The organism is Pantoea allii (assembly GCF_002307475.1).
Classification (GTDB): domain Bacteria; phylum Pseudomonadota; class Gammaproteobacteria; order Enterobacterales; family Enterobacteriaceae; genus Pantoea; species Pantoea allii.
This window is the reverse complement of sequence record NZ_NTMH01000011.1, coordinates 233,946-259,824: the sequence shown is the minus strand read 5'-3', so window position 1 is coordinate 259,824 and position 25,879 is coordinate 233,946. Positions and strand designations below refer to the sequence as shown.

The following is a 25,879-nucleotide window of genomic DNA, read 5'->3' as shown; positions in this document are numbered from 1 at the left end:
GCAGCAGGGGCAAACGCTAATCCGGCCTAACGGAGTTCGTTAGCGCGGCGAAAGCGTCCCTGGTAGTCAAAGAGCTTTTCACGGATCTGCCAGAAGTGGCCTTTGGCGCGCGCCACAACAAAATCGGGATGGCGCAGCAGGGGTTGCAAAGCCAGCACATCGGCAGCGGTTTGCCAGCCTAATGGCACGCCAGGGGCGCGCTGATGAGGGAGCATAAACAGTTGCTCAAACGCTTTGCGCTGTGCAGGCGTTTGCAGGCGAAACCGTTCGCTGACGCTGGTGCCATCTTCATCAAAATAGGTGGCTTTCAACCATTCGCCTTTGTCGTCCTTACCCTGTTCCAGCGTCATGCCGCCGCAGCGCAGTACGCGTGCATCTTTCAGCTTCAGGGCGGCTTTGAGCATATCGTCGGGATCGACCAGAATCTTGTCGCATTCCCGACAGCGGCGAGCGGCGATATCGTTTTCAGCGTTACAGTCCGGGCAGTTTTTAAAGCGAAACCGATAGTCGCACTGTTCCCGCTCGCCTTCATCGTCTTCCAGTACGCCCTGACAACGTCGGCCAAAGTGCTCAATCACCATGCCGTCCTGAGTGGCCTTACCCCAAAATGTATTCGCGAAACCACATGCAGGACAGAATACCTGCACCGGCTGATTGTCGCTTTTGCCTTTTGGCGCGCCCACTTCAGGGGTAAAAAGATCGTGCGGATTTCCGGCGTAGTCCAGAATCAGGCAATCTTTTTTACCGGGCGACAAACGTAAACCGCGTCCCACAATTTGTTGATACAGGCTGACTGACTCGGTGGGGCGCAGGATTGCAATCAGATCCACATGCGGCGCATCAAAGCCGGTCGTTAACACCGCGACGTTAACCAGAAATTTAAGCTGCTGGGCTTTAAACGCCGCGATCACCGCATCGCGCTCCTGCGCATGGGTTTCCGCCGACACCAGTGCGCTGTTCTCGGGCAGCAGGCCCAGAATTTCGCGCGCGTGCTCCACGGTGGAGGCAAAAAGCATGACGCCGTGGCGATCCTCGGCAAACTCTACAATTTGCCGGATGATATGCGGAGTAATCCGCTGCTGCTGTTTGAGCTCCCGATTCAGGTCGGCTTCGCTGAACAGACCATTAGCCTGAGCGGTGAGGCGGCTGAAATCATATTGAACCACCGGCATATCCAGCCGCTCTGGCGGCACCAGAAACTGATGCTTGATCATGTAGCGCAGAGGCAGCTCGTAGATGCAGTCGCGGAACAGAGCCTTCTCATCGCCACGGACCATGCCGTGGTAATGAAAGCGATAAATCCATCCCTTGCCCAGGCGAAAGGGCGTGGCGGTCAGACCCAGCAATCGTAACTGGGGATTGTGCTGGCGCAGATGATGAAAAATCTGTTGGTACTGGCTCTCTTTATCGTCGCCAATACGGTGGCACTCATCCACAATGACCAGTGAGAAAGCACTGTCAAACAGGCTGAGATTACGTGCAACGGACTGGACGCTGCCGAACACCACCTTTCGCTGGCTCTCTTTACGCTGCAACCCTGCCGCAAAGATATCGGCCTCAAGTCCGTAAGCCTGATATTTGCTGTGATTTTGCGCCACCAACTCTTTGACGTGCGCCAGCACCAGCACCCGACCGCGTGCCAGGCGCGCCAGTTCGGCAATCACCAGGCTTTTTCCGGCCCCGGTGGGCAGGACGATCACGGCAGGTTCATGATGGCGACGGAAGTGGGCGATGGTGGCATCGACCGCGTCCTGTTGATAAGGGCGTAAGGTAAAAGACATGCTGCTCACTTTTGTAAAATCTGCCGCAATTATGCCACGAATCCACTGTAAACGCGCTGTCAGCGAGGCGCAGTTCAGGATATACTTCTCATACTTTTTCAACGGTTAAACAGGCCGTTTTAGTTTCCCTCCGCAGTAACAGGCAAAACGAATTCATGCGACTCGACAAATTCATCTCTCAGCAACTGGAAATCAGCCGTGCTATCGCTGCACGTGAAATCCGTGGTCAACGTGTCACCGTTAACGGTGACGTGGTGCGCGACACCGCTTTCAAACTCCAGCCCGATCACGAGGTTGAGTATGACGGCAACGTGTTACAGATGCAGACCGGGCCGCGCTACTTTATGCTGAACAAACCGCAGGGTTATGTCTGTTCCACGGACGATCCCGATCATCCCACCATTATCTATTTCATTGAAGAACCGATGGCATTTAAGCTGCATGCCGCAGGCCGGTTGGATATTGATACCACCGGTTTAGTTCTGCTTACGGATGATGGTCAGTGGTCACATCGCATTACCTCACCGCGTCACCATTGCGAGAAAACCTACCGTGTGACGCTGGAAGCGCCGGTGAGCGAGGATACGGCCGCGCAATTCAGCGCAGGTGTGCAACTGCATAATGAAAAGCACCTGACAAAACCTGCTCAGCTTGAGGTCATCACGCCCACTGACGTGCTGCTGACGCTTAGCGAAGGCCGTTACCATCAGGTGAAACGTATGTTCGCCGCCGTGGGTAACCGGGTCGTTGGCCTGCATCGCGAGCGCATTGGCGCGATTGCGCTGGACGACGCGTTAGAACCGGGTGAATACCGCCCGTTAACCGCAGAAGAGATAGCCAGCATTGGCTTGCCAGAAGAACTTAAACAGAAATAGCGAGAAACCCGGTGCGTAAGGAAAAGAATTCGCCGATGGGCCTGGTCGTTATTCTCGGCCTGTTAGCGATGTTGATGCCGTTATCGATAGACATGTATCTGCCAGCGATGCCACAAATTGCGCGCCAGTTTGCGGTGTCCGCCGGGAGCGTGCAGATGACGCTCAATCTTTACATCCTGGGGTTTGCCATCGGACAGTTGATCTACGGTCCCCTGGCCGACAGCTATGGCCGCAAGCCGGTCATTACGCTGGGTACCCTGATCTTTGCCTGTGCGGCGGCGGCCTGCGCACTCTCGCAGTCGATTGAACAGCTTATTGCGATGCGGTTTTTGCACGGCCTGTCTGCGGCCGCCGCCAGCGTCGTGATCAATGCGTTGATGCGCGACAGTTACTCGAAAGAGGACTTTTCGCGCATGATGTCATTCGTGATGTTAATTACCACCATCGCACCGCTGCTGGCCCCGATTATCGGCGGCTGGCTGCTGTTAATCTGGAGCTGGCACGCCATTTTCTGGACGCTGTCGATAGCGGCCGTTATCACCACCGTGCTGGTGGCGACTCAGATTCGCGAAACCCTTAAACCTGAGCAGCGGCAGCGCTTTCACCTGCGCACCACGCTGGGGAATTTCGTTATCCTGTTTCGCCATAAGCGGGCGTTCAGCTATATGTTATCAAGCGGATTCTCGTTTGCGGGGCTGTTCACTTTTCTCAATGCCGGCCCTTTTGTTTACATCGAACTGAATCACATTTCGCCGCAGAGTTTTGGCTACTACTTCGGCCTGAATATTGTGTTTTTGTTCATCATGACGCTGATTAACAGCCGGGCAGTGCGCCATTTTGGCCCCGTCGCCCTGTTCCGTTTTGGGTTGTTGGTGCAGTTTGCGATGGGCATCTGGTTGTTGATGGTGAGCGCTTTCGATCTGGGGTTCCTGCCGCTGGTATTGGGCATTGCGATGTTTATCGGCTGTGTTTCCATGGTGTCGTCTAATGCGATGGCCGTCATCCTTGATGAGTTTCCGCATATGGCCGGTACCGCCTCCTCTCTGGCGGGTACGTTACGCTTTGGTGTCGGCGCACTGGCTGGCGCGCTGCTGTCTCTGTTCAGTTTTAACAGTGCCTGGCCTATGGTGGGAACCATTGCGCTGTGCGCGACCCTCTCTGTTTTGTTATTTCTCTACGCTTCACGTCCTCGTTCCGTCGCCCGCTAAGCGGGCGTCGCGCCTTGCTGCGATCCGCCTTTATCCGCTTATAAAATAATGTTTCTTATTTGTGAAAAAAAATAGCAAATAAAGTAATCACATTGGGTCTAAAATGATTGTTAGTTATCATTAAACGCGGTACATATAGCCCAAAGTGAGATTTAACTCTCAAATTTGCTTTTACAGGACGCCTTGCAGGATCTGCGCTTTAGCATGATTTAACGGCTCTCGATGCAGACACCGTTGGTTGTAAATTGAGCTTCATTCTCTGGAGATACTGATCACTATGTTGCAACTTTCGGTTGTGCATCGCTTGCCACAGCGGTTTCGCTGGATTAGCGATCGTCGTGGCGTGATTGAAACCGACGATGTCGGCTCAGAAGAGCATGATGTGATTGCGCTGCGGCTGATCAGCCATGATGGCGTCCCGGCATGGGAAATTCTGCACGAACTCAAAGACATGCTGGCAGCCATTCAGGTGGACGGAAAAATCGCCGAGTGCGAAGGGCAACCCTGCCTGTTTATCCGCCGGTGTGATGAGAGCGCCACGAACTGTTGCCTGAAGAATCAGGGCGTGGCTATTGCGGAAACCTTTATTGGTCACTGAGCGTGACGGAACCCAGCAACTCGCGGGTATAAGCCTGCGCAGGCGCGGCAAACAACGCTTCACAATCGCCTTGTTCAACGACCTCGCCCTGACGAAGTACGATCAGCTGATGGCAGAGCGAGCGTACCACTTCTAAATCATGACTGATAAACAGATAGCTCAGTTGACGCTGTTGCTGTAATCCGCGCAGCAGGGTCAGAATCTGTTTCTGCACTGAGCGGTCAAGCGACGACGTCGGTTCATCCAGTACCAGTAGTTCCGGTTCAAGAATCAGGGCGCGCGCAATGGCAATGCGCTGACGCTGGCCGCCTGAAAATTCCGCCGGGTAGCGATGGCGGCTCTCTGTATCCAGACCCACCTCTGTCATTACCGCATTAACCCGTTCATCCTGCTGGGCCGCACTCAACTGTGGATAATGCACCGCCAGGCCTTCGGCGATGATCTGCTGCACCGTCATACGGGGATTCAGCGCAGAATTAGGGTCCTGAAACACCACCTGAATACGGCGACGTAACGGCAACAGTTGCTTTCGTGACAGCTGATGCAGCGGTCGATCGTCAAACCAGACCTCGCCCTGAGCCGCAATAAGACGCAGCAGGGCCAGGCCCGTAGTGCTTTTGCCTGAGCCAGATTCGCCTACCAGCCCCAGACTTTCTCCCCGTCTCAGGCTAAAACTGAGGTTATTTACGGCGATTTTCTCGCCCGTTTTACGTTTAAATAACCCCTGGCGCAGGGGAAAACCGACGCGCAGATTATCCACTTTCAGGATAACCGGCGTCGCTGCAGGAAGGGGCACGGCACGGCCTTCCGGATCGGCCGCCAGCAGTTGCTGGGTATAAGCGTGCTGTGGCTGCGTGAGCAGCGGTTGGCTGCGGTTGTGCTCAACCACCCGTCCAGCGCGCATTACGCTCACGCTGTCCGCCAGTTGGCGAACAATTTTCAGGTTATGGGTAATAAACAGCATCCCCATATTCAGTTCCTGTTGCAGTTCGCGCAGCAGGTTAAGGATTTGTGCCTGAACCGTTACATCCAGCGCAGTCGTGGGTTCATCGGCAATCAACAGTTTCGGCTGGGTGAGCAGGGCCATGGCTATCATCACGCGCTGGCGTTCTCCCCCGGAGAGCTGGTGGGGAAAATCATTCAGGCGCGAGGCCGGCTGGCGAATACCGACGCGATCCAGACAGCGCAGTATTTCTGCCCGCGCGGCTTCACGTCGCATCCCACGGTGTAGCGAAAGCACTTCGTATAACTGTTTTTCAATACTGTGCAGAGGGTTCAGGGACACCATCGGTTCCTGAAAAATCATGGCCATCTGATTACCGCGCAGACCGCGAAGCCGTTGCTCCGATGCCTGTAGCAGGTCTTCCCCAGCCAGCAGGATTTCCCCCTGGGGATAGGTCACCGCGGCGTCATGAAGCAGGCGCATGATCGACAGGGCAGTAACGCTTTTCCCGGAACCGGATTCGCCTACCAGAGCCAGGGTTTCACCCGCCTCAACGCGCAGCGAAACATCCTCCACCACCTGATGCAGCTGTTTGCCCTGACGAAAGGCGACGGAGAGATGATTAACAGCAAGCAGCGGGGCGCTCATTCAGACTCCTTTACTGGGATCAAAAGCGTCGCGCACGGCTTCGCCAATGAAAATAAGCAGCGACAGCAGAATCGCCAGCGTGAAAAAGCCAGATAAACCCAGCCACGGTGCCTGCAGGTTATTTTTACCCTGTAGCAGCAGTTCACCGAGTGAAGGCGAACCAATGGGCAGGCCAAAACCGAGAAAATCGAGCGAGGTCAACGTGGTGATGGAACCGCACAGGATAAAAGGCAGAAAAGTCAGTGTGGCCACCATGGCATTGGGTAATATATGGCGCAGCATGATCCGTCCGTCACTGACGCCCAGCGCCTGCGCGGCGCGAATATAGTCAAAGTTTCGCGTACGCAGGAACTCAGCGCGTACCACGCTGACTAAACTCATCCAGCCAAACAGCACGGTGACCAGCAGCAGCCACCAGAAGCTGGGCTGGATGACGCTGGACAGTAAGATCAGTAAAAACAGCGACGGCATTCCGGACCAGACCTCAATCAGGCGTTGACCAATCAGATCCACTCTGCCACCAAAATAGCCTTGTATCGCGCCGATCACGATGCCAATCACGCTGGAAAACAGGGTTAGCATTAAGCCGAACAGCAGCGAAATACGCAGGCCGTACAACAGACGCGCCAAAACGTCGCCACCGTTCGCGTCTGTGCCCAGCCAGTTTTGCCATGATGGCGGGGAAGGGAAGGGCACCTGTGACGCAAAATTAATGCTGTTGGCACCAAAGCGAATCGGTGCCCACAGCGCCCATCCCTGTTTTTCAATACGCTGTTGCAACCAGGGGTCCTGATAATCTGCCGCGGTAGCAAACTCGCCACCGAAATCGCTTTCGCTGTAGTTGAAAAATAGCGGGGCGTACCAGCGTTGCTGATAATGCACCAGCAGCGGTTTGTCATTGGCGACTAACTCGGCACACAGGGAAAGGACGAAGATAAGCAGAAAAATCCACAGCGACCAGTAGCCGCGACGGTTATGACGAAAGCGCTGCCAGCGCTGCTGATTCATCGGGGAAATATGCATTACCGCCCCTCGAAATTAATGCGTGGATCAACCAGGGTATAGGTTAAATCGCTCAGGATATTCATCAGCAAACCAATCAAGGTAAAAATATACAAGGTGCCAAACATCACCGGATAATCACGCTGGACGGTAGCGTCAAAGCCCAGTAAGCCCAGGCCATTCAGCGAGAACATCACCTCAATCAGTACCGAACTGGTAAAAAACATGCTGATAAAAGTGGCAGGAAAACTGGCAATCACCAGCAGCATCGCATTGCGAAACACATGGTGATAAAGGATGCGCCGTTCCGAAACGCCCTTGGCCCGGGCGGTGACCACATACTGTTTTCGAATTTCATCAAGAAATGCGTTTTTAGTCAGCATGGTTAAGGTGGCAAAACCGCCAATCACCGTAGCCAGTACCGGCAGCGCGATATGCCACAGATAATCGGTTACTTTGCCGTACCAGGGGAGCGTATCAAACTGTGGAGAGGTCAGTCCGCGCAAGGGGAACCAGTCGAAATAGCTGCCGCCCGCAAACAGAACAATCAAGACAATGCCAAACAGAAACGCCGGAATGGAGTAGCCAATGATAATGAAGGTGCTGCTCCAGATATCGAACGTGCTGCCATTACGCACGGCCTTTTTAATGCCCAGAGGAATCGACACCAGGTAGATGATCAACGTACTCCACAGACCAAGGCTGACAGAAACGGGCAGGCTCTCTTTGATTAACTGCAATACGGAGGCGCTGCGGAACAGGCTGTCGCCAAAGTCGAAGCGCACATAATTCCACAGCATCGTAAGATAGCGTTCCCCGATAGGTTTATCGAAGCCGTAACGTCGCTCAATTTCCGCGATAACCTCGGGGTCCAGACCACGCGCGCCGCGATACTGATTATCCCCGGGCGTGAGGCGATGCAGACTGGCCTGCGTACCGCCGCTGTCACCGCCGCCCGCACCGGGCAGCCCGCTGGTTTGTCCAAACTGAATATTTGCCAGCGCCTGATCGACCGGGCCACCTGGTGCTATCTGTACAATAAAAAAGTTGAGCGTAATGATCGCCCACAAGGTAGGAATAATCAGTAACAGTCTGCGTAAAAAATAACGTGCCAACCGGGCTCTCCTCAGCGTCTGTCGGCCGGCAGTCGCCCGGCTTTATTCACGTCATACCACCAGTTATCCACACCTGTGCTGTAGGCAGGTTTAACGGCAGGATGGGAAAATTTATCCCAAAAGGCAAGCCGCTGCTCGGCGCTATACCACATCGGGATCATATAAGCATTCCACAGCAAGATGCGGTCCAGCGCCTGTCCCAGCGGCAGCAACGCGTCGGCATCGTCCTGATGAGCGATAATTTGTTTGACAACATTATCGACCATGGGATCTTTTACCCTCGCCGTGTTCCACGAAGACTGGATATAGTCCGACTGCCAGTTGGCCTGAAGATTGCGTGAGGGCGTCGGCATAGCATGATAAATATTACTGACCATATCATAGTCGCCGCTACGCAGGCGGCGCAGGTATTGCGAGCTGTCAATCTGGCGCAGGGTTAACGTGATACCCAGCCGCGACAGACTATGCTGATAGGGAAGCGCCCATTCACTATTCACACCGGCAGGCAGCAACAACTCTAGGGTAAAGGGCTGCCCGGTTTTATCGTTCACCAGGCGCTGGTTGTGGATATGCCAGCCAGCCTGATTCAGCAGTGACATGGCCTTAAGCAGGTTAGCGCGATCGTAGCCGCTGCCGTCAGTTTTCGCGGGCGCATAGGCTTCAGTGAAGATTTCAGGAGGTAACTGTGATTTGAACGGTGCCAGTATTTTCCGTTGTGCAGCATCGGGCACGCCTTGCGCCGCGTACTGCGTATTCTGAAAATAACTGCTGGCTCGCTTAAAAGCATTATAAAACAGTGCTTTATTCATCCATTCGAAATCAAAAGCCAGCGCCATTGCCTGCCGTACCCGGCGATCGTGAAACAAGGGTTTTTCATTATTCAGCGCCAGCCAGCGCGTATCAATTGAGGCCGTATTCGGCGTGGTCTCTTTAACGATCTGCTGATTATCGAAGTTACGACCCAGATACTGAGTGGCCCATTTCTTCCCCGACGTTTCTTCGCGGAGATCAAAGGCACCGGCTTTGAATGCCTCAAACGCAACGTTGTCATCCAGATAATAGTCATAACGCATGACATCAAAATTGAAACGGCCACGATTGACCGGCAAATCCGCCGCCCAGTAGTTTTTGACCCGACTGAATTCAATAAACTGGCCCAGTTTCCACTTACTCACGCGATAAGGCCCGCTCGACAACGGAGGCTGGCTGAGCGGTTCATTGAATTTTTTATTTTGCCAAAACGTTTGAGATATCACTGGGAGCGTCAGCAACCCCAGCATCAGGTCTTTATCCGGGGCCGGTAAGGTGATTCGTACCGTCTGGGGGTTAAGGGCTTTAATTGTTACACCACGATAAAATATTCGGAACTGTGGAACGCCCTCGGTCATAAATTTTTGGAAAGTAAAGGCCACATCGTCAGCCGTGATGGGAGAACCGTCGTGAAACTGTGCGCGGGGGTTAAGCGTAATTTCCATCCAACTGAAGTCATCAGGATGTCGGGCTGATTCAGCAATCAGCGGATAGTAGCTGCTGGTTTCATCATCCGAGGTAGTGAATAAGCTGTCATACAGTGGCCCGGTGCCGACGCCAGGGTTGCCTCGTGAGGCATAACGGTTGAAGTTATCGTAAGTGCCGATGACCGACAGGACAATTTTGCCGCCCTTTGGTGCCGCAGGATTCACATAGTCATAGTGACGGAAGTCTCTGGGGTACTTCGGCGATCCCAGTTGAGCAAAGGTGTAACTTGTCTGAACGGGAGAAGCATGCAGCGGGGTGATGAGCAAGCTACACAGCAGCAAAATGACAAAGCGGAGCGGCATAAGGGATGTTCTCTCCTGTGAGTGTCTTGCACCGCAGCGATAATCGACGGTGATTAACGCGTGGGTTGACTGTTTTGACGTTGAAAATAGTCTCTTACCTGCTCTGGACGTAACGGCCGACTGAAGAAATACCCCTGTAAATGGGTGACGCCGCGGTTGATCAGCCAACTGGCTTGTTCATCGGTTTCCACACCTTCAGCCACGCTCATCAGGTTGAGCCTTTTAGCCAGTTGTAACACTGTATCCAGCACGGGTGAAGTGATCGTTTCGGTGCCAATACTTTGCACAAATCCACGATCGATTTTCAGATAATCAAAAGGGTACTTTTCAAGATAGATTAGCGCACTGTGCCCGGTGCCAAAATCATCCACTGCGATTTTAATTCCCCGCTGATGTAGCCAGTGAAACAGTTCAGTTGCATTGCCGTTTTCAACTACGGCCCGTTCAGTGATTTCGAAGACGTACTGAAAATGATCGTGAGGCATATTGTCCTGCCAGTACAGGACATCGTCACGGAAACTGCAGGCGCTCAGATGCAGGGGGGAAATATTTAAGCTGAGGCAGGTTCCTTTGGGCAAGCTATGACGTAGCTGGTGTGCATCGCGGGCGACCAGTTCAAACAGGTGGCGGGTCAGGGGGATAATTTGGTTTTGTGCTTCAGCGTAACTGATAAAAATATCGGGTGAGACCGTTTCACCGGACGGATGCGTCCAGCGTAGCAGCGCCTCCATACCGTAAGATTTGCCATCCTGAGCCGTAATTAAAGGCTGATACTCGACGCGAAATTCACCACGCCGGATGCCCAGAGTAATTTCTTTACCGGGTCGCTGAACCCGGGTCAGTAAAAACCAACAAGTACAGCCAGCGAGTAATGACATCAACAGGCTACTCAACATAATGGTCTGAAAATCGCCTGCGGATAAGGTTGAGCCGTAGAGTGCAAACTGGAACGGCAGCCCGTCCATAGTGATCTGCGTTAACGGTGGAGGGAGTTGATGATTTCTTACGAGAGTGGTTTGCCAGCTGGTCATCGCGGTATTATGCGCGAGTATCGCAATACCGGTAATTTCAGGATGCGAGGACGCTTTTATTTGGTAATCGGCCAGGCTCAGATTCAAGGTGGTAAAGATGCCGGACTGTAGGGTGCCGGGTTGCTTGATCCATATCGCCAGTACCGGTTTCGTCGGCTGCATAGGGGTACCCGGCAATAAACGGATATCCCGGTCGCGTGTGGTATCGGTACGGGCCGAAATCGCGCTCAGTGGCTGAAAAAAGCTGCCGGTGGCTGAAGAGCAAAAGGCGTTACCGTCTTTCACTAAAATGATGGCGCGTATGTCGCCAGCAAACGCGGCACGCGCAGTTAACTCATGATTGCCGATATAACATTCTGACTTGACGAACGGAAGCAGGGGAGAAAGGGTATCTGTAATCAGCGTCGCCACGTGACGCTGGAAGTCGTTGCTGCTGTCGATGAGCAGCTGCTTATGTTGATTTTCCCGTTGATGTTGGGTCTCGGTAAGTAAAACAGAGGTTAACAACAAAAAAAACAGACTGCCAACAATCGCGCTATTCCACGCGATTCGACGAGGATAAGTTGCCTGGCGTATCAGCGCCCGCGACAATGGCATGAAGTGCTTCCCCTGATCAAAATACAAAACTTAATGGTGCGCAATCGCCCGAATATTTGCGTCTGAGAATATAACGAGTCTGTTAATAATGTCTCGTTATTATTTTGATAAACAAGTATTTTTACGCGGATTCGAGGGATTCAAAAAAAAACGCTGCAAAGGCAGCGTTCTGTTTTTCTCTGGCTGAGAGGACGTTCGAGAGTAGCACTAGCTCGGGTTTTTACTTAAGACCCGGCGAGCTTCGCTATAACGCTTTTTCCAGTAGTCTTCATTAAGGCTGGAGATCATGACACCGCTACTGGTTGAGGCGTGAACAAAATTGTCATTGCCGAGGTAGATACCCACATGGCGACCAGTGGAGCCTGCACGAAACAGAACTAAATCACCTGGACGCAGTCTGGTGCGAGAAATTTCTTTACCCGTTCCCTGCTGCTCGGAGGTGGAGCGGGGAAGGTCTAAGCCAAACTGTTCGCGGAAAGTGCGCTGAACGAAAGCGGAACAATCAATACCACGCTTGGTATCACCGCCAAGACGGTAACGTACACCTTTCCAGCTTGCGTATTGCTCCATGATGCGCGACTTAACGTCGACGTTACGCACCATCTCTTCGAACTCATCCTGAGACGCTTGAAGTAAAAAACCATTCTGGTTGTTAACTTCATGATTCTCGTTTTTTACGGTGTTATGGGTACTGCTACAAGCTGAGAGAAGTGTTGCCAGCGCAAGAGCGGGAACTATCCGCGAGATATATCTCAGTATTGGTTGAGACTTGACCATTATACGGGTTTTCCTTCGAAGTCCTTACGACAAGATTGTCGCCAGCCAGATGACAAAACGGAATGAGATTAATAAGCCAGTCAGAACAAGACAATGCTTTAATTATAAAAATGTGTAAATCACCACATTTTACCGATGAAAGCGTGCTTAATACTGCTACTTCTTTCTCACTGCGACCGAGATTAACCGATTACAGAGGCCGTGGCGAGAGCTTTTAATCAAATTCTGATAGGTTTTTTTGATACTTATCAAACTTAAATAACTTGTTCACTTTATCAACAGTTATTCAGGGCTGATAACCTGAGGAAAGGGATGATCTGGCGCTAATTCCAGGCATAGTGCGGGTTAACAGAAGCACGGCAGCGCCGCGAGCGTTGCGGGCTGACGCTAAATGCTGGATTATCATAGGGTTCAGAAAAGGGATTTCTAGTTAGCTTGCTAATTATTTCATTCGGTTTTTTATAAATAAGGGCGGTTTATAATGTAAACATTATTCCGCCCGGGCTAATGAATTACTGTTGGGGTTTATTTTTACCCGGTAATTTGTGATAAAACCAATTAACCAGGTAATCACTTGCCGGGGTTAATAACCACCAACTCAATCCCACCAGCGTAACCGAAAGTGATCCAACGGCAATATCGGTAAACCAGTGTGCACCAGCCATTATGCGTGGAAGAGAAAACACCACCACAATGACCACGCTGACTAAAAATGTGCGAAAGCCAAAATAGCGCCACATAAATGCCGCGAAGATCATCAGCATCATGCCATGATCGCCCGGAAAACTGTCTTTAGACGCGTCTTTGGCTGGAATGCCGGTCAACTCACTGACGCGATGAACCCCTTCAAAAAACAGCGTTGGACTGGCGTGCTTCACCGGTAGCAAATGACCGGCCTGATTCAGGATGACGGCTGTCAGCAACATCGTAATGCCAATGGCCAGCATACGACGTCGGCCTGTCGGTGTTTCCCGTTGCCATAGCCACAGATAGAGTAAGCCCATTACCAGTAATGACACGGCGTCAAAACCGCGGAAGTTGGTAATCGCGACCAGCAGGGCAAACCCCGGGTAATTAACCATCTCATTATTGAAAGCGAAGAAAATCCCTTTATCGATATCAAACCAAAACCCATGACCGGGCGGTAAATACCAGGAAAAAAACAGCATCATTCCCAGTGCATTCAGCAGCAGGATGGTGACAAGGCGTGTTGCGTGCATAATTCTGCCCTAATAAAAAATAACCGCCGACCTTAACCATGTCAGCTTAAACGAATCTTCAACAAAGCGGATTGTAGACTATTCCAGTCGGCAGATGAGGAATGAATCATCTCAACGCGGCTGTCAGGCGGGGTTGAACCCAGTATTTCAATATGAACGTCTTCTCCCTGACGGTTAATGCTGACGGCACCCTCCGCAATGCGCAGCACGCCTTTAACCCGATCAACTGGGGCAAGCCGTGCCCACTCCAGCAACGGCAGAGTATCAAACACCGTTTCATCATCAAAAATCCAGCCACAGGCAACATAACCCTGACCCTGATTGGCCGCCCGACGCCAGGTTGCGTGCCCGTCGAGTCGCATTGCGGCAATACCACTGGCCGGGGCTGAGTGATGATGATGGTGGGCCGGATGCGGAATGGCGCGCGCTTTCCCTCGCGGCCTGTCGAGCAAAGTGAGGGGAATCTGACCAAACTCGGCAGTAACAAACTGACGATCGTCCTGGTGTGCGGCAAGCCACTGCTCCAGGCGCTGCCGATCGGCTTCGCTCCAGCGATCGCGTTTATTGCCGACAATAATGTCGGCGGCGGCCAGTTGATCGCGAAAGTTTTCATTTTTCGCCACGCGTTCATCTGCAAGCTGCCGTGCATCCAGCAGGGTAAGCGTTGCCTGCAGTTCGAGCGAGGGCTGATAAACCGGCGAGGTCAGCATCTGTAATAACTGGCGCGGATGGCCCAGTCCAGTGGGCTCAATCAGCAGGCGATCGGGTTTATTCTGCTTTAACAGCCTGTTTAACCCGACCTGCATGGGCAGTCCGTTGACGCAGCACATGCAACCGCCGGGTATCTCTTTCAGGATGGCACCGCTGTTGGCGAGTAACGCACCATCAATACCAACTTCACCGAATTCATTCACCAGCACAGCCCAGTTTTCCTCTTCGGGCTTATGCGCTAACAGATGAAGCAGCGTGGTGGTTTTACCACTGCCCAGAAATCCGGTAAGAAGGTTAACGCGCGTCATGCCAGCGGCTCCTGTAAAGTAAAGACGGTGATATTGTTATATTATAACATTATTTAGCCGCCAACCTGTAACGCAGGCAATTAGTCTGCGCGCCCCATATAGCGACGTTCTGCCACATGGATTCGGATGCGATCGCCGTTGCTGAGGTACTCCGGTACCTGAACAACTAAACCGGTACTCATCCCGGCAGGTTTGGTGCGGGCACTGGCTGACGCGCCTTTAATACCGGGCGAGGTATCCACAATGTCCATGTCCACGGTTTGTGGTAATTCCAGCGCCAGAACCTGTCCGTCCATGGTGAGAACCTGAATGCCGGGAATGCCACCTTCCGGAATGAACAGCAGCTCTTCTTCTATTTGCTCTTTTTTGAAGGCGTAAGGCGTGTAATCCTCATCGTCCATAAAGACGTATTCATCACCGTCAATATAGGAGAAGGTGACGCTGCGACGGCTCAGAGAGATAGCCTCGATAATCTCGTCGCCTTTAAAGCGTTCTTCGACCTTCATCCCCGTACGGACATCCGTAAAGCGCATTTTATAAAGCGTTGCCGCGCCGCGCGCGCTAGGGCTCTGGACGTCAATATCCTTGACCAGCAGCAGTTTTCCATTGTGGGTAACGGCCATTCCTTTTTTAATTTCATTCGCTTTTGGCATTGCTGTTCTCACTCGCAAAGTAATAGTGCGCGCAACGTTACTCGCGCGCCTCTTAACAGGCAAGATAGCGCGAAAAATTTTGTTGTCGATAGCGAGTGGCAGGACAGAACAGGCCCGTTGTATGAGTAGATAAGCCTGGTTTTACGAGGTCTTCCTCTTGCAACGGCGATTTCAGCATAAACCGCAATGCCTTTCGCTTAGGCGTTAACCTCTTTTTCTGTAAAGGTGATGTCGGGGTAATCCTCATTCTGTTATCGTCCGCGGTTTACCCTATCCCGGATGTGAAAGATGGAATGTCGTACAGATTGCGGTGCCTGTTGTATCGCCCCCAGCATTTCCTCGCCCATTCCTGGCATGCCTCAGGGTAAACCCGCTAATACGCGCTGCATTCAGCTCGCGGATAATAACCTCTGCAAAATTTTTGCATCTCCCCTGCGGCCAGACGTGTGCGCGGGACTTCAGCCATCGGTTGAGATGTGCGGCAGCAATCGTCATTACGCCATGGAATATCTGATTCACCTTGAGCAGAGCACCGCGCCATAACCTTTTTCGGCCTCCCTGTTGTTGAGCTATCACCGCGCGTTTGGTTTTTCCTTCTGTCCGTCCCAAAATCAGGCTGTTAACGATGCGCTGACCAGGCTCTCGGTGGCGCATGGCCAAACCCGGATGATGGCGATGTAACTGACTTCCTTATCGGCGTGATGTTGCCTGATTAAGGGGATAACTCTTCAAGCGACTTTTCTTTGGTTTCAATCGCGAACAGCAGGGTGATCACGCCACCGATCAGGGCAATGACGGCAAACGTGATAAAAACAAATCTGATCCCAAAGCCAGACACAATAAACCCCACCATTAATGGCCCAACGGACGACCCGGCGCGTAGCCAGGCGCTGGAAAAGGCAGTACCTGTCGCCCGAAGCCGGGTCGGATAGAGTTCGGCAGAATAGAGATAAAGTGAGAAGGCGATAGTTTGCAAAATGGCATAGGCGATGCTGCCAAAGATCAGTATCTGCCAGGGCGCATTAGCCCCTAATACACACAGCACGATGAGCGGAATAATGGCCAGCATAAATGCCCAGCTGTACCAGCGCTTACGCCCCACGTGATCGATTTTAAAGGCACAAATTACAGAGGCAATGACGCCGCAGGCCGAGGTGATCCACCCATAGGCCAGGCTGGTTTCTAACGGCAGGTTGAACAGGGTCTTATACATGGTTGGAAACCAGGTAACCATACCGTTATTGATGGTATAAACCGTCAACCACAAACCCCACAGCATAAACGTCCGGGATTTGTAGATACCTGAGAACAGGGCTTTCACCCCGCTGGATGAGGCGGGTATCACCGTTACAGGTTTAATGACGGGCTCGAGTAATGGCATACCACGACGTACAGCTTCTGCCTCGAAGGACTGGACAACTTTTTCAGCCTGTTGATGGCGGCCTTTAGAGACTAACCAGCGCGGAGATTCCGGCATTAACCAGCGCAAAGGTGCCGCCAGGGCCGAGGGGATCAGGCCAATGAGAAACATGATTTTCCAGCCATAAACCGGCACCAGAAAGAACCCGATAAGGCCGGCACACATCATGCCAACCGGAAAGATAACTTCATACAGCAGAAAAAAACGACCGCGTTTCTTTGCACCGACAAACTCGTTGATATAGGCACTGGCGACCGGGACCTCTGCACCAATTCCCAGCCCCTGCAAAAAACGGATAACCAGAATCGACCAGCCGTTCCAGGCGAAAAGGCAGGCGGCATCCATGATGACAAACATAATGATGGTGATACGCAAAACACCAATCCTGCCAATTTTCTCTGCCAGCGTACCAAAAAAGAGCGCACCTACCAGTTGCCCGATATAGCTTGCTGCAATGATCAAACCGACAAATGTCGGCGTGAGTCCCCATTCCTGCGTCAGTTGTGGCAGGGCAAACGCGATAGCAATAATGGTATAGGCATCAAAAAAAGTGGACAGCCCCACCACAACACGAATAGCCATTAACCGGCGTGTGATGGGCAATCGCTCAAGCCGCGCCAGTAATACAGATGAATCGGCGGGACTGGCGTGGGAAGCGATAACCTGAGTTGACATAGTGACACCCTGTTTAGTGATGGATAGGGGGCAAACGTGCAAGACAACGACCGTGCCGGAGCCATGCGTTTACCGCCCACTCACTGATGGTTATTGCATAAAAAAATATGCAAACTGATAATATGAAAACGTTAATGCAATCGTTTTCACATGGGTTATCGTTGGTTTAATATTCTGCTGCGTCAATCAAGCGGCGTAGTTAATTGTTAACGAGTTCACATTCCGCTCTCAGGCAATCAAAAAAGCGTGAATCAGGTCATACTCTTTCTCATTGAGTTTGCGGAGAGGCTAAGACGGGGGAGAACTATAAGAGCGTAATGGCTGAAAATGGCACTCTGTGAGCGTTAAGAGAAGGATAAGTGCGGCCCCCAGGCAGTGCATGTTAACCGCGTATCCCGTTGTTATCGCGTCTGTTGTATATTGTTGCCGTCTGCAGATGGATCTTTGCCACCCACATTAATCCCCGGAGTGATATATGGATCAGGAAAGCCAGGAAAAGGAACAGTCGGATAAAAGGCTGATAACGATGCGTGATGTTGCCAATGCCGCAGGCGTAAGCATTTCAACCGTATCGCGAATTCTGGATGAAAGGCTTCCACAGTCAAAAAGTGCGTCAGCTGAAAAAGTTCGCCAGGTTGCTCGTGAACTTGGCTATCGGCGCGATTATGTTGCCTCCAGCCTGCGAAGGGGCGATACCGGTACGCTTGGTGTACTGGTTCCCCGCATGACGGATGCGGTGACGGCGATGTTGTTTGAGGCTATCGCCACTGCTGCCTCACGACGCGGCTACTTTGCCATCGTGGCGACCTGTGGTGACGACCCGCAACAGGAAAAAGCGTCCGCTGAATCCTTACTGGACAGACGCGTCGACGGACTGATTCTTTCAACCTGCCGTCTGGGCGATCCGCTTCCGCAGACGCTGCGGGAACGCGAAATACCGCACGTACTGGTATTGCGCACCGACGGCGTAAGCCCCTCTTCCGTGGGTGATGACGAAATGGGCGGCTACCTTGCCGCGCGCCATCTGATCGATTTAGGCCATAAAAAAATCGGTATGATTGGTGGGCCGGATTTTGCCTCTAATGCATTGAATCGTCGGAAAGGTTTTGAACGGGCAATGAAGGAAGCCGGTTTGTCTGTTCGACCAGAGTGGTGTCGTTCCTCTGACTTTAATATCCAGTCGGGCGAAGAGGTGGGTTCGTCGATGTTAAACCATTCCTCGCGGCCTACAGCGATTTTTGCCGTCAATGACGAGATTGCGATTGGCGTGATGGCGGCGGCGCATCATGCAGGGATCACCATTGGCAAAGAGCTGTCATTGGTAGGATACAACGATATTCCTCTCGTCAGCCGGTTGCCTGTCGCCTTAACCTCAGTGCGTACGCCACTGGAACATATTGCAGGTAATGCCGTGGATATGCTCATCAATGGCAGGAATGAGCCGCATTTATCGACCATTATTCCCACTTTAATCCCGCGAAAATCCACCGCTTCCCCTCATCTGTAACCGTCTGACCAATGACTGCATTGCGAGTGTAATGCGGTCATGAACCCTCTGCGATCTGGATCGCAGACAATGATTTTCTCCCTTGGTGTTTTGTGATGGCTGCCGCACTTATTAACAGTTGCCGGTTGACACGATGAGATTACATTGCGAATTTAACTTACGTGAAAACGATTGCAGTAACGTTTGCATTTATTTTTCATCCTGACTGCACTTATGAGTAAACGTCTATTACATCAAGGAGTTAATTATGATTAATATCGACCTCAGAGGCTTAACCCCAGCACCCGTTACCCCATTCACTCGCGAAGGAAAAGTCGATTTTGACGCTATTCAACGTCTGGGCAGCTGGCTGGGAAGTATTGACGGCGTAAAAGGGCTGGTGGTCCTGGGGCACGCAGGTGAGGGCACGTTTCTGACCCAGGATGAGCAGGCCGACGTCATTCGGGCATTTGTAAAATCCGTTGAAGGCAAGATCCCCGTCATTGCCGGTATTACTGGGGAAGGAACTGAAGTGGCGGCACGTGAGGCAAAACGCGCTGTTGAGGCTGGGGCGGCTGCCGGTTTACTTTATCCTTCACACGGCTGGTTGCGTTTTGGTTACCAGGACGGTGCGCCACAGGATCGCTATCGCGTCGTTTATGAAGAAAGTGGCTTACCGCTTATTTTATTCCAGTATCCCGATGTCACTAAAGCCACCTATAACCTGAAAACACTGCTGGATATTTCCGCTCAGCCGGGCGTGTTTGCGATGAAAAATGGTGTACGCAACATGCGTCGTTGGGATACTGAAATTCCTGTCATCCGCCGTGAACGTCCCGATCTTCAGATTCTGACCTGCCATGATGAATATCTGCTGCATACCATTTTTGATGTTGATGGCTTTTTGGTGGGCTACGGCAATATTGCACCTGAGCCACTGATTGAAATGATCAATGCCGGTAAAGCGCAGGATTATAAGACAGCCCGTGCATTACATGACCGACTGATGCCTGTGACTAAAGCGGTGTACCATCGTGGTTCACATATGGAAGGCACCGTCGCACTTAAACATGCGCTGGTTGCGCGTGGCATTCTGGAACATGCCACTGTCCGTTCACCGCTGTTACCGCTGGGTGAAGGCGCGGCAGAAGAGATTCACGCGGCAATGCGTGCTGCTGAGCTGGGCCGGGTGAAATAAAACGGGCGAGTCTGGCAGGCAGGACGCCTCAATGTGGGAACTGCCTGTCGTAACGACGTAGCGCGATTCAACGTATTTCTCTGAGATGTCCCGGTCTGCTTACCGGCAGGCATCCAGAGAAATCATGCATCAACGCAAAAAGAATTTACGCCCCTCAGTGCACCCGATGCGCAGAAAACGGTTATTAAGCCGTGTTCCATTTCTCTGTAGGACATATCGACAAATAACCTGATGCAACCTTACGGGGGTAAATGAAGCCTGGACCGGCATTGAGTGTGGGCGGTAACGGTGTCAACCGCAGTCAGAAGGAATGGAATCATGCTAATACTACAGTTTATGACCGTGCTTTTTTTCCTGTTTTTGGGCATGCGTATTGGCGGCATCGGTGTGGGGTTTGCAGGCGGGGCGGGAGTATTAATGTTGTGCGCGCTGGGTGCCACACCTGGCGACCTGCCGATGCTGGTAATGATATTTATCATGGTGGTGATTGTCGCCATCTCGGCCATGCAGCAGGCAGGAGGCATTGATTATCTGGTGCAACTGACCGAGCGTGCCTTGCGCCGTTATCCACGGCTGTTGGTGATTACGGCGCCACTCTCAACCTGGTTATTGACCATGATGGCCAGTACTGGGCAGGTATCTTTTGCCTGTATGCCCGTGATTGTGGCAGTAGCCAAAGATAATCATCTTCGTCCAACCCGCGCATTAGCGCTTTCTGTCGCCGCATCGTTACTTGGCATTGTGGCATCACCCATTTCGGCAGCCGTGATTTTTTTCGCTGGTATTCTGGAACAGGGGCCGCACGGCTGGGGCTATATAGAACTGATTGCCGTGACCATTCCTGCCACCTTCATGGCGCTCTTATGTTCCGCATTGTTTTACCTGTGGTGGGATCGCTTACGTCACACTGACCAACTTGAACATCAGGATAATGCGGTGAAAACCGTGCAGCTTACGCATTCCGCTATTCACGGCAGACGTTCGGTTCTGATTTTTATTATTGGCTTGGTGACGGTGCTGATTTATGCCATTATCAGCAGCCCCAAACTGGAAATCATTACTCGCCCCGTGCTCAATAGCGGACAGGCGCGCATTGCCGTGATGTTAGCGGTGGCAATGGCTATCGTCATGTTCTGTCGGGTGAATGTGCATACGATTCCGGGGTCGTCGGTGTTTAAAACCGGTATGACGTCGTGTATCTGTATACTTGGCGTGGCCTGGCTGGGTTCCACGTTTATGGAGAGCAATCGCCTGTGGTTAGAGGATATGGCCGCGCGCTATTTTCTGGATTCCACAGTGTTACTGGCACTGATTATCGTACTGGCATCATGTTTTCTCTATTCTCAGGCGGCATCGACCAAAATTCTGTTTCCGATGGCCTTGAGTATGGGCATTGCGCCCGCCACACTTGTCATCTGTTTTCCGGCAACCGCGTCCCTGTTTATCTTGCCTAACTATCCCACGTTGCTGGCCGCCGTTGCGCTGGATGATACCGGCTCCACTCGTCTGGGCCGACGAGTAATCGATCACCCGTTTATTTTGCCAGGTTTACTGGCCACCGGCTTGTCGATGCTTTTTGCCGCCGGTTTAGCCATGCTGTTCTAACCTTTAGCCTCATCCTGGGAATTAACGTGCGGTCCATGCTGTTGTGCACGTGCGGATGGCCTATCACTGTCGGGCAAGGTGCCTTCCTGAGCTTAAGGTAACTGTGTTTGCGGCGTCAGCTGACGCTGCTGAAATCCTCCTGAAAAGACTGACCTTGTGTCGTCCAGACTTCAGCACTATTTTTAAGATAATTTCCCAACCTCTCTGAATTGTGCGTAACGTCAAAGATCTGTTATGTCGTTTACGCATTTTCTTGCCTGTAAAGCCAAGCTGAATAACAATCCCTGAAACGTTTCAGCGTTGCTGTGACAACCTTCACGGGTTCAAACAGCAAGTTCCAACACCAATGAGCTGAAACGATTCAATCAGCAAGCGAGGAGAATTATGTTCCAGCTCGAATTGCAGGCCATCCATACCGGAGCCAGCGCCCAAAACAAAGAAGATGCGATTCGTCAGGTTGCGGCGGCACTTACCGCTGCAGGTAACGTGGCGGAAGGTTACGTCAATGGCATGCTGGCGCGTGAGCAGCAAACCTCAACCTTTTTGGGTAATGGTATCGCCATTCCTCATGGCACCACCGACACGCGCGATCTGGTGCTGAAAACCGGCGTTCAGGTCTTCCAGTTTCCACAGGGAATTGCCTGGGGTGACGATCAAACTGCCTATGTCGCGATTGGCATTGCCGCGAAATCGGATGAACACCTGGCGTTGCTGCGTCAGCTGACCCATGTACTCAGCGACGACAGCATTGCTGAACAGCTCAAAACCGCCTCCGCCGAGGATCTTCGTGCGCTGCTGATGGGTGAGAAGCAATCAGCAGAATTCAGCTTCGATACGTCGTTAATTACGCTGGACGTTAACGCACGCGACCTGATGACATTGCAGGCACTCAATGCCGGACGCTTACAGGCCGCTGGCGTGGTCGATGCCAGCTATGTTGCCGACGTGGTGTCAGGCAATCCCTTAAGCCTGGGTCAGGGTATTTGGTTAAGTGACAGCGGCAAGGGCAATCTGCAAAGCGGAGTGGCTGTCAGCCGCGCGGCGAATGCCTTCGAGCACCAGGGTGAATCCGTGGCAATGTTAGTAAGCGTGGCCGCTGTTGATGAACGACCATTAGAGGTCCTGGGCTATCTGAGCGCACTGTTACAGAACAACAAAGCCGACCGTTTGCTGAAAGCGGATGCAGCAGGCGTTTATGCCCTGCTGACCAGCGAAGTTGACGAGCAGGCAGATCAACTAACGGCTGAGTTTACTATCCGCAATGAGCATGGCCTGCATGCGCGCCCGGGTACGGCGCTGGTGAGCGTGATCAAACAGTTTAATAGCGACATCACGATTACCAACCTTGATGGCAGCGGTAAACCAGCAAATGGACGCAGCCTGATGAAGGTCGTCGCGCTGGGCGTGAAAAAAGGCCACCGCCTGCGTTTCACTGCCAGTGGTGAAGATGCACAGCAGGCGCTTAATGCCATTGAAGAAGCCATTAACAGTGGTTTAGGTGAGGGGGCGGCATGACCAGACGTGTTGCAACCATCACGTTGAATCCTGCGTATGATTTAGTTGGTTTTACGCCCGAAATTGAACGTGGCGAAGTCAATCTGGTGAAAACCACCGGTTTGCATGCTGCCGGTAAAGGCATCAACGTTGCCAAAGTCCTGAAAGATCTGGGCATCGACGTGACCGTTGGCGGTTTTCTCGGCAAAGACAATCAGGATGGCTTTCAGCAACTCTTCAGTGAGTTGGGTATCGCCAACCGTTTTCAGGTCGTCAATGGTCGTACGCGCATCAACGTCAAGCTTACCGAGCAAACCGGTGATGTGACCGATCTTAACTTTTCTGGCTTCCAGGTCACGGCGCAGGACTGGGATCGCTTTACCAGCGATTCATTAACCTGGCTGGGTCAGTTTGACATGGTCTGCGTGAGCGGCAGTCTGCCTGAAGGCGTCGATCCCGATGCCTTTACTCGCTGGATGACTGAACTGCGTACGCATTGTCCTTGCATCATCTTTGACAGCAGTCGCGAAGCGCTGGTGGCGGGCCTGAAGGCCGCGCCCTGGCTGGTTAAACCTAATCGTCGCGAGCTGGAAATCTGGGCAGGGCGCAAACTCCCTGCGCTCCAGGACGTGATTGACGCAGCGCATGAGTTGCGTGAGCAGGGCATTGCACATGTGGTGATTTCTCTGGGCGCAGAAGGCGCACTTTGGGTCAATGCCTCAGGTGAATGGATTGCTAAACCGCCGGTGTGCGAGGTTGTCAGCACCGTTGGCGCAGGTGACTCCATGGTAGGTGGCCTGATTTATGGCCTGTTAATGCGTGAATCCAGTGAACATACGTTACGTCTGGCTACTGCGGTAGCCGCGATGGCTGTCAGCCAGAGCAACGTCGGCGTTACTGATCGTACCCAGTTGGCCGCAATGATGGCGCGCGTCGACTTACAACCCGTTAACTGACAGCAGGAGAGCGATAGTGAAAACGCTGCTGATAAAAGATCCTTCAACAGGACTGGCTTCTGCCTACATGGCAAAACAACGCCTGGCTGCTGCGGCTGCGCAGGCTGGTTTAAGACTAACCGAAAACCCGGCAGAGGCCGAGCTGGTGATCGTCACCGGTAAAACTGTGCCGGATGATGCCGCGCTGAACGGAAAATCCGTTTGGCTGGGTGATGTACAACAGGCGGTCAGCGAACCTGAACAGTTCCTGAATCGTGCTAAGGCTGAAGCTAAACCCTGGCAAGCCAGCGCGGCAGCACCTGCCGCGGCTGTTGCCTCTACCGCTGCGCCAGCGAATGGACCAAAACGCGTCGTTGCCGTGACCGCTTGCCCAACGGGCGTCGCGCATACCTTTATGGCGGCCGAGGCTATTCAGACCGAAGCCACCAAACGTGGCTGGTGGGTAAAAGTGGAAACCCGCGGCTCTGTTGGCGCGGGTAACGCGATTACGCCTGAAGAAGTTGCCGCAGCCGATCTGGTGATTGTGGCAGCGGATATCGAAGTGGATCTGGCAAAATTTGCGGGTAAACCGATGTATCGCACCTCAACCGGTCTGGCGCTGAAAAAGACTGCACAGGAGCTGGATAAAGCGGTTGCAGAAGCGAAGCCTTACCAACCTTCTGGCTCGCAAAACAGTCAGCAGGAAGAGAAGAAAGAGGGCGGCGCGGGCGCTTACCGTCACCTGTTGACCGGCGTGTCTTACATGCTGCCAATGGTTGTGGCGGGCGGCTTAAGTATCGCACTGTCGTTTGCTTTTGGTATCACGGCCTTTAAAGAGCCAGGTACTCTGGCGGCGGCGCTGATGCAAATCGGTGGCGGCAGTGCGTTTGCACTGATGGTTCCGGTTCTGGCGGGCTTTATTGCTTTCTCTATCGCAGATCGTCCGGGTCTGACGCCTGGTCTGATTGGCGGTATGATCGCCACCAGCATTAACGCGGGCTTCCTTGGCGGTATTATCGCAGGCTTTATCGCAGGTTACGCTGCCAGGCTGATTAGCGGTAAAGTGAAGCTGCCACAAAGTATGGAGGCGTTGAAGCCCATCCTGATTATTCCGCTGTTTGCCAGCCTGATCACCGGTTTACTGATGATCTATGTGGTAGGTAAACCGGTCGCGGGCATCATGAGCGCTTTGACCCACTGGCTGGCTAATATGGGTACCGCCAATGCGATCCTGTTAGGTGCTATCCTGGGTGGCATGATGTGTACCGACATGGGCGGTCCGGTTAACAAAGTGGCTTATGCGTTTGGCGTTGGGCTGCTGAGTTCACAAACCTACGCACCGATGGCAGCGATTATGGCGGCCGGTATGGTGCCACCGCTGGCCATGGGTCTGGCTACGCTGGTTGCGCGTCGTAAATTTAATAAAGGTCAGCAGGAAGGCGGTAAAGCCGCGCTGGTTCTGGGGCTGTGCTTTATTTCAGAAGGTGCGATTCCTTTTGCGGCTCGTGATCCGATGCGCGTTCTGCCATGCTGTATCGTCGGTGGTGCTGTGACGGGTGCAGTTTCGATGGCGATTGGTGCCAAACTGATGGCACCGCACGGCGGCCTGTTCGTGCTGCTCATCCCTGGTGCGATTACCCCAGTGCTCGGTTATCTGATGGCGATTTTGATTGGTACAGCGATTGCCGGATTAGGTTATGCGGTACTGAAGCGTCCTGAAGAAGAGCTGGCAAAAGCCTGATAGTTAAGTTAAAAACGAAAAAGGAGCCGCAAGGCTCC

General features: G+C 52.6%; 21 protein-coding genes. 10 read left to right on the top strand and 11 right to left on the bottom strand.

What is annotated here, in order from left to right; genetic code table 11:
- Positions 1-26: 26 nt before the first annotated feature.
- On the bottom strand, positions 27-1,781 hold the full coding sequence (gene radD / locus CMR03_RS04095) for a DNA repair helicase RadD (protein ID WP_096010860.1): 1,755 nt from the start codon (positions 1,779-1,781) through the stop codon (positions 27-29).
- A 155-nt stretch (positions 1,782-1,936) separates the two neighbouring features.
- On the opposite strand from radD, the gene rsuA reads away from it, so the two are divergent.
- The 3 genes from rsuA to CMR03_RS04080 all read left to right on the top strand — a co-directional run bounded on the left by rsuA (position 1,937) and on the right by CMR03_RS04080 (position 4,462).
- Positions 1,937-2,656, top strand: a complete 720-nt coding sequence (gene rsuA / locus CMR03_RS04090) for a 16S rRNA pseudouridine(516) synthase RsuA (protein ID WP_096010859.1) — start codon at positions 1,937-1,939, stop codon at positions 2,654-2,656.
- 11 nt (positions 2,657-2,667) lie between these two features.
- A complete protein-coding gene (locus CMR03_RS04085) occupies positions 2,668-3,864 on the top strand; it encodes a Bcr/CflA family multidrug efflux MFS transporter (RefSeq protein ID WP_063880241.1) in 1,197 nt (398 codons plus the stop codon).
- Positions 3,865-4,141: 277 nt separating this feature from the next.
- Positions 4,142-4,462: a YejG family protein gene (locus CMR03_RS04080; RefSeq protein ID WP_063880240.1), complete on the top strand. Its 321-nt coding sequence runs from the start codon at positions 4,142-4,144 to the stop codon at positions 4,460-4,462.
- Here CMR03_RS04080 and yejF read toward each other — a convergent pair.
- The 9 genes from yejF to yeiP all read right to left on the bottom strand — a co-directional run bounded on the left by yejF (position 4,449) and on the right by yeiP (position 15,287).
- A complete protein-coding gene (gene yejF / locus CMR03_RS04075; RefSeq protein WP_096010858.1) occupies positions 4,449-6,053 on the bottom strand; it encodes a microcin C ABC transporter ATP-binding protein YejF in 1,605 nt (534 codons plus the stop codon). The two genes, CMR03_RS04080 and yejF, sit on opposite strands and share 14 nt — an antisense overlap.
- The gene (locus CMR03_RS04070; RefSeq protein ID WP_096010857.1) at positions 6,054-7,076 is read right to left on the bottom strand and encodes an ABC transporter permease; all 1,023 of its coding nucleotides are present in this window, start codon (positions 7,074-7,076) and stop codon (positions 6,054-6,056) included.
- Positions 7,076-8,170 (bottom strand): microcin C ABC transporter permease YejB, encoded by a 1,095-nt coding sequence (locus tag CMR03_RS04065; RefSeq protein WP_063880237.1) that lies wholly within the window; start codon positions 8,168-8,170, stop codon positions 7,076-7,078. The genes CMR03_RS04070 and CMR03_RS04065 overlap by 1 nt, the downstream gene beginning before the upstream one ends.
- A gap of 11 nt (positions 8,171-8,181) precedes the next feature.
- The gene (locus CMR03_RS04060; RefSeq protein ID WP_096010856.1) at positions 8,182-9,990 is read right to left on the bottom strand and encodes an extracellular solute-binding protein; all 1,809 of its coding nucleotides are present in this window, start codon (positions 9,988-9,990) and stop codon (positions 8,182-8,184) included.
- Positions 9,991-10,043: 53 nt separating this feature from the next.
- The gene (locus CMR03_RS04055) at positions 10,044-11,618 is read right to left on the bottom strand and encodes a cyclic di-GMP phosphodiesterase (RefSeq protein WP_096010855.1); all 1,575 of its coding nucleotides are present in this window, start codon (positions 11,616-11,618) and stop codon (positions 10,044-10,046) included.
- Between the two features lie 207 nt (positions 11,619-11,825).
- Positions 11,826-12,395: a bifunctional murein DD-endopeptidase/murein LD-carboxypeptidase gene (mepS, locus tag CMR03_RS04050; protein ID WP_096010854.1), complete on the bottom strand. Its 570-nt coding sequence runs from the start codon at positions 12,393-12,395 to the stop codon at positions 11,826-11,828.
- A gap of 512 nt (positions 12,396-12,907) precedes the next feature.
- Positions 12,908-13,615 carry a phosphatase PAP2 family protein gene (locus tag CMR03_RS04045; RefSeq protein WP_063880234.1) on the bottom strand — a complete coding sequence of 236 codons (708 nt, stop codon included), beginning with the start codon at positions 13,613-13,615 and terminating at the stop codon, positions 12,908-12,910.
- 41 nt (positions 13,616-13,656) lie between these two features.
- Complete coding sequence (locus tag CMR03_RS04040) at positions 13,657-14,634, bottom strand: CobW family GTP-binding protein (protein WP_096010853.1); 978 nt, start codon at positions 14,632-14,634, stop codon at positions 13,657-13,659.
- Positions 14,635-14,714: 80 nt separating this feature from the next.
- Positions 14,715-15,287 (bottom strand): elongation factor P-like protein YeiP, encoded by a 573-nt coding sequence (gene yeiP / locus CMR03_RS04035; protein ID WP_063880232.1) that lies wholly within the window; start codon positions 15,285-15,287, stop codon positions 14,715-14,717.
- A 288-nt stretch (positions 15,288-15,575) separates the two neighbouring features.
- Between yeiP and CMR03_RS04030 the strand changes: the two genes are divergently transcribed.
- Positions 15,576-15,830: a YkgJ family cysteine cluster protein gene (locus tag CMR03_RS04030; RefSeq protein ID WP_096010852.1), complete on the top strand. Its 255-nt coding sequence runs from the start codon at positions 15,576-15,578 to the stop codon at positions 15,828-15,830.
- A 169-nt stretch (positions 15,831-15,999) separates the two neighbouring features.
- On the opposite strand, the gene CMR03_RS04025 is transcribed toward CMR03_RS04030, so the two are convergent.
- Entirely contained in the window at positions 16,000-17,382 is a 1,383-nt protein-coding gene (locus tag CMR03_RS04025) for an MFS transporter (RefSeq protein ID WP_096010851.1), read from the bottom strand.
- Positions 17,383-17,857: 475 nt separating this feature from the next.
- Between CMR03_RS04025 and CMR03_RS04020 the strand changes: the two genes are divergently transcribed.
- The 6 genes from CMR03_RS04020 to fruA all read left to right on the top strand — a co-directional run bounded on the left by CMR03_RS04020 (position 17,858) and on the right by fruA (position 25,841).
- Positions 17,858-18,889, top strand: a complete 1,032-nt coding sequence (locus tag CMR03_RS04020; protein WP_096010850.1) for a LacI family DNA-binding transcriptional regulator — start codon at positions 17,858-17,860, stop codon at positions 18,887-18,889.
- 247 nt (positions 18,890-19,136) lie between these two features.
- Positions 19,137-20,066, top strand: a complete 930-nt coding sequence (locus CMR03_RS04015; RefSeq protein ID WP_208625005.1) for a dihydrodipicolinate synthase family protein — start codon at positions 19,137-19,139, stop codon at positions 20,064-20,066.
- Positions 20,067-20,384: 318 nt separating this feature from the next.
- Complete coding sequence (locus CMR03_RS04010; protein ID WP_096010849.1) at positions 20,385-21,671, top strand: anaerobic C4-dicarboxylate transporter family protein; 1,287 nt, start codon at positions 20,385-20,387, stop codon at positions 21,669-21,671.
- A 384-nt stretch (positions 21,672-22,055) separates the two neighbouring features.
- Positions 22,056-23,186 carry a fused PTS fructose transporter subunit IIA/HPr protein gene (gene fruB / locus CMR03_RS04005; protein WP_063880226.1) on the top strand — a complete coding sequence of 377 codons (1,131 nt, stop codon included), beginning with the start codon at positions 22,056-22,058 and terminating at the stop codon, positions 23,184-23,186.
- Positions 23,183-24,121, top strand: a complete 939-nt coding sequence (gene fruK, locus CMR03_RS04000; RefSeq protein WP_063880225.1) for a 1-phosphofructokinase — start codon at positions 23,183-23,185, stop codon at positions 24,119-24,121. The genes fruB and fruK overlap by 4 nt, the downstream gene beginning before the upstream one ends.
- A gap of 16 nt (positions 24,122-24,137) precedes the next feature.
- On the top strand, positions 24,138-25,841 hold the full coding sequence (gene fruA / locus CMR03_RS03995) for a PTS fructose transporter subunit IIBC (RefSeq protein WP_096010848.1): 1,704 nt from the start codon (positions 24,138-24,140) through the stop codon (positions 25,839-25,841).
- Positions 25,842-25,879 lie beyond the last annotated feature (38 nt).